Genomic DNA, 4,729 nt, shown 5'->3' with positions numbered 1-4,729 from the left:
GCTCACCGATCAATCCAATCCAGTCCACTCCCCTTCTTTTAAGTTCCTGGATCAGAAAAGTCACAATCAGGGTACCGATGCCAAATTTCCGGTAGGCTGACAGTACAGCTATATCCTGAATATAAGCATCACTACAAAGATCGGAAAGGGCTCTTCCCATTCCAATTATTTTTTTTTTCAAAAAGGCACCTGCAAACAATGCCGATTGTTCAGGAATTCGGCGCAAAAATTCGTCTGATATTTTATAATTATCCTGCCACCATCCGGCATCCTTGTAGATGGCTCCAAGCTGATCCACAGGCACCGTGCGCACAAGTTTTATCTCAAGCCCATCAAGATTTTCTGTCCTCATACGCCTTTGTCTTTCAGTATTTTTTCTGCAAAATAGGGAAGCACAAAGGCCGCACGGTGCACCTCCGGGCTATAGTATTTAAGTTGAGATTGAACCACTTGGGGCACTCGACGTGCCGGTGTCGTAAGTTTAGGGCCCAAAGATCCCATGCATATACCGATGTGACCGCCGGTATATGTGGGGACAATAATGTTTGCATAGGCATATATGGGAAACAACGATCGTGTAACACCCATCAGTTTTTCAACCCAGTCCGGATGAAGGAAAAAGTTTTCGCCTTGGGTGGCAATCAGACCACCGGGCTTAAGCGCATGCTTTAAATCCCGGTAGAACTGACTTTTAAACAAAATTTCTCCAGGGCCAACAGGGTCCGAGGAATCAACAATAATGACATCATAACAACCAGAGCATTCCCGGACAAAGGCGGCCCCGTCTCTTATATGAACAGTAACCCTGGGATCGTTAAATCCACAAGCTATAGATGGCAGAAATTGTTTTGAAACATTAATAACCTCTTGATCAATTTCACAAAAATCAATAAAGCGGACATCATCATGACGATTAATCTCACGCAAAACACCGCCATCTCCCCCACCGACAACAAGCACATGTTCAGGATTTGGGTGGGATAACAGGGGCAGGTGCGCCATCATTTCATGGTAACTGAACTCATCTTGTTCCGTTAACTGAATAATACCGTCAAGCACCAGCATACGGCCGTGGGAACGGGTCTGATAAAGGTCAATTTGCTGAAACATGCTTTTTTTACTGTAAAGAAGCTTTTCCACCTTCAAGGAAACGGCAATGCCCTCCCACATGGGGCAAATTTCTGAAAACCAGCCTTTATGTATATTGCCTGAATTTGTCATTTATCTATTCCGTAACAGCCTATCGATTTCCAACCTATTGTCTTAAAGCCACCCGCATCTTGTAGTGGTTACCCCCAAAATATGACAGAGCAAATTCTGCCAATTCACGGGGCTCATATGTATTACAGGAAAAAATATCCAGATATGCGGTATGGGTTGCATGGGCAAAATACCCCGATATCCCGGATGTTTCAATGGATCGTGTCATGGAGAAACCGGCAGCCGTTTCGGTTTCATCATAATGAACCGAAGATGTATTTTCCGTGTCAACAATACCAAGCTTTTCACACAGCCTGCTGACAATTTTTTTTATACAGTCCGGATCTTTTATCATATCAGAACTGCAGTCATATACATCAACGGATGTGGACATTCCCCAGGGGTTTGTGTTTTCACACACTTTTTTCCAGGCCATGGGAAGTGTTCGCCTATCCATCACCTTTTCATCACTGTTTGCCATACAGCTTCCCAACATAGGCTGCAGTATCCCCCTGTTTTGATCCGAAGAGATAAAGACCCGCTGGGATGAAAATTGTACTTTGATGGAATGAATGGCTGTATCCAGATCAATATTGTCAGCACATGTAAAAATATCTACGGCTGCATAATTATGCTCAGGCCAGGCATGAACCGTAAAATGAGATTCTGCAATAATCACGACCCCGGAGACCCCCTGGGGTTCAAACTGATGAAAGGAACTGCTGACAATTTTTGCCCCGCTTTCCCGGGCAGCCCTACGCAGAATTGATTCTACCCCGTTCTTGTCAAGAAGGATGTCGGATGCGCAATCGTAATATTCAATGGTAATATGTCGCCCCAGAGCAAAACCCGAATCAGAATGACATGCTCTCGGCTTTTTATTTTTATCAAGCAATTTTTTAACCGAATAGTTAGAATACTTCCATAACAGAAGAAAACCTTTGGAATTGAGTTTCTCTTGGCAAATTTTTTTCTTTAAGCCGTTCAATCATGGATGAGGTATTAAAACGCAGATAAGGGTTTACCTTAAGTTCTTCAGACAGGCGGGAAACAACATGATCCGGATTATATGCAGACGCATACCCCTTCAAATTCGGGTTGTTCGGTTCAATAATTTTGGCATACTTTAAAGATTCAAGAACATAATCGTGTCCGGCATAAACCAGAGTATCGCCGGGCAGGGCCATCAACTGCTTTAAAGAATTAAAAAAAGATTCAAGATCCCCTGAAAAACAATTGCCGACCGTGGCGTTGAACAAGGTATCACCGGTTACAATAAACCCATCTCCTTTGAAACAAAGTGAATCCATGGTATGCCCGGGGGTCAGCATCACCTCAAGTCCGGTTGCGTCTTTAAGGTCAAGAACCTGCCCCTGAGAAAGCGTTGTACAGTCAATAAAACGCGCGTTAGTTTTCTTTAAAAGGACATTGTTTCCTTTAGTGTGGTCCGCATGGGTGTGGGTATTGGTGACAATGTCAATGGGAATGTTTTTTTCTATGGCAAATTTGGCCATATCATCCGGGGCCCCAGGGTCGATGGCAATGCAGGATTTTTCGCTGTAAACCAGGTAACCCAGATTGTCTGCACCGTATTTAAACTGTTGAATATCCAAACACTCAGTCCTTTATCTTAAAACATTTCATCTTCGTCTTCCCCAAAGGCTTCTTCATCCTCATCCCGACCAGGGCTGCCGACCATGGGTTCATCATCATACACATCAATATCATCCTCATCCATGAACTGATCATCAAGATCGAGATCAAGGCCGTGATCATCGAAAATCATACTAATGGCCTCTTTGAGATTACGTTCAAAGCTTTCAGAATAGCCGTCATCCTCATCTGCGGAAAACTCATATATTTCATCGTGTTCTTCAATCAGGTCCCTAAGATCGGCTTCCATCTCGGACCGGGTATAGAAATCGGCTTCATAAGCGTCAATAATTTCTTCATACAAGTCATATAAGTCAAACACCTCAACGGCATCAGAAATGGTCATTTTTTTGGCCATATGCAATCTCCCGAATTTTTATATGGTTTCTATGGTAATAATAGTTTTATGATTGTCAAATACCCAAACACCATAATGTTTATCTCAAACATAATGGTGCCTGAATGCAGTTTCACATATTATTGCTTGATAAAGAAGGTTTTAATTTTTTTCAATCCTAAAATTAAATCAAGCATAAAAAAGGTTCTCTCGAACCTGATAAACAGATTTTTACATGACAGCTTGGGCACTGGATATGAAAGGCATTGGCTAAAGGCAAAGGCTCTGGTGATTTTGCCTGAGATTTCATTATCACCTGTGCACATGGCCATGTTGGAAGTATCCCAGCCCGGGCATGACGGAATGGTCCGGTTTATTGCTGCAACATGCATGATAACGGCTGCCTGGTAGATCAGACCAGCCTGAAATTTTGTTTCCGGCGCAATGACGGAATAGATAATATCCGTTTACAAAAAAAATTTTTACACTATTTCTTTACGCCTAAACACGGGATTTTATTCAGGCGCTATTACGACATGCTACAAAGAAAAAATTAAACCTGTTTACAACTTTTTTTCATTGATCTTTTATTCTGGTAGTCGGTCAATGCCAGATAAAAAGCACCAACACAAAGTTCTGCGCAATGATAATGGTCTTCAGGCAAGGTCTGAAGATAGGCTTTCACCATATCGTCAGTAATATTCCAAACATTATCAACGGAATGCCCCTGGGCCAGGCGCACCACTGTATTGCAGCATGCTGCCGTATATACGCAGCCGTTGAAGTCAAAGGAAATAGAACTAAGGCAATTATTGTCGTCAACCATGATAAAGAACTCTACAGTGTCTCCACATACCCCGGTCCGGGTCCCATATCCATCCGGATTGTCAATCCGCTCTCTGGAACTTGATTCGTAGGCCATTTCAATTAATGTAAGAGAGTGAACGTTCCAAAAATCATGGCTTTCCATCAAAAGACAACTCCTTCAATTATATTCTAAAATCGTTTATTTGATATCATATTCATCAATACCATATTCTTATAAAATAAAAAACAGACCGGGCAATAAATTGTGCCTGGTCTGTTTTTTTATTTTATATTATATGAGGCAGCTGTTGCCTTGAGTGAGTCGGCAAAAACTGCTACATCAGCATCTTTTTTTTAAACTTGAGGTCTGGGATAAAGACCTGCACCTTTCACCAGTTCGGGAACCTTTTCTTCCCATTCAATGGCCATAATATGGAAACCTTTTACGCCTTTGCATTCCTTAAGGCGCTGCATCTGCTCAATGGCCATCTTGATGCCTTCTTGGGCTTGTTTGTCTTTATCAACACCGGCAAGACGGTCGATAACCTCATCAGGAATATCCATGCCGGGCACCTTGCTCTTCATATACTTAGCCATGCCCAGGGATTTCATGGGGGTGATACCGGCAAGGATAGCCACTTTTTCATGCAGGCCGCGGTCAACCACCTGTTTCATCCACGTTTCAAATTTAGCTGTGTTAAAGATACACTGGGTCTGGATGAAATCCACACC

The 4,729-nt window shown here is 42.6% G+C and carries 8 protein-coding genes; 1 reads left to right on the top strand and 7 read right to left on the bottom strand.

What is annotated here, in order from left to right:
- The 5 genes from B3D59_RS02320 to B3D59_RS02300 all read right to left on the bottom strand — a co-directional run.
- Window positions 1-352 (bottom strand): GNAT family N-acetyltransferase (locus tag B3D59_RS02320; RefSeq protein WP_286817476.1); only part of this gene is annotated, 352 nt, incomplete at its 3' end.
- Window positions 349-1,221, bottom strand: coding sequence for a spermidine synthase (speE, locus tag B3D59_RS02315; RefSeq protein ID WP_286817475.1), 873 nt, complete (start codon window positions 1,219-1,221; stop codon window positions 349-351). The genes speE and B3D59_RS02320, both read right to left, overlap by 4 nt.
- Before the next feature lie 34 nt (window positions 1,222-1,255).
- Window positions 1,256-2,095: an adenosylmethionine decarboxylase gene (speD, locus tag B3D59_RS02310; protein WP_286817474.1), complete on the bottom strand. Its 840-nt coding sequence runs from the start codon at window positions 2,093-2,095 to the stop codon at window positions 1,256-1,258.
- Between the two features lie 16 nt (window positions 2,096-2,111).
- Window positions 2,112-2,813, bottom strand: a complete 702-nt coding sequence (locus B3D59_RS02305) for a hydroxyacylglutathione hydrolase family protein (protein WP_286817473.1) — start codon at window positions 2,811-2,813, stop codon at window positions 2,112-2,114.
- Window positions 2,814-2,830: 17 nt separating this feature from the next.
- A complete protein-coding gene (locus B3D59_RS02300; protein WP_286817472.1) occupies window positions 2,831-3,211 on the bottom strand; it encodes a hypothetical protein in 381 nt (126 codons plus the stop codon).
- Window positions 3,212-3,259: 48 nt separating this feature from the next.
- Between B3D59_RS02300 and B3D59_RS02295 the strand changes: the two genes are divergently transcribed.
- Window positions 3,260-3,601: a hypothetical protein gene (locus B3D59_RS02295; RefSeq protein ID WP_286817470.1), complete on the top strand. Its 342-nt coding sequence runs from the start codon at window positions 3,260-3,262 to the stop codon at window positions 3,599-3,601.
- A gap of 142 nt (window positions 3,602-3,743) precedes the next feature.
- Here B3D59_RS02295 and B3D59_RS02290 read toward each other — a convergent pair whose 3' ends face one another.
- Both B3D59_RS02290 and B3D59_RS02285 read right to left on the bottom strand, forming a co-directional pair.
- Window positions 3,744-4,160, bottom strand: a complete 417-nt coding sequence (locus B3D59_RS02290; RefSeq protein WP_286817469.1) for an iron-sulfur cluster assembly scaffold protein — start codon at window positions 4,158-4,160, stop codon at window positions 3,744-3,746.
- A 191-nt stretch (window positions 4,161-4,351) separates the two neighbouring features.
- Window positions 4,352-4,729, bottom strand: a 378-nt coding sequence (locus B3D59_RS02285) for a methylenetetrahydrofolate reductase (protein WP_286817468.1), incomplete at its 5' end; no start/stop codon positions are given.

It is taken from the genome of Desulfobacter sp. UBA2225, assembly GCF_002348205.1.
GTDB lineage: Bacteria > Desulfobacterota > Desulfobacteria > Desulfobacterales > Desulfobacteraceae > Desulfobacter > Desulfobacter postgatei.
This window is presented reverse-complemented; position numbering and strand designations above follow the sequence as displayed.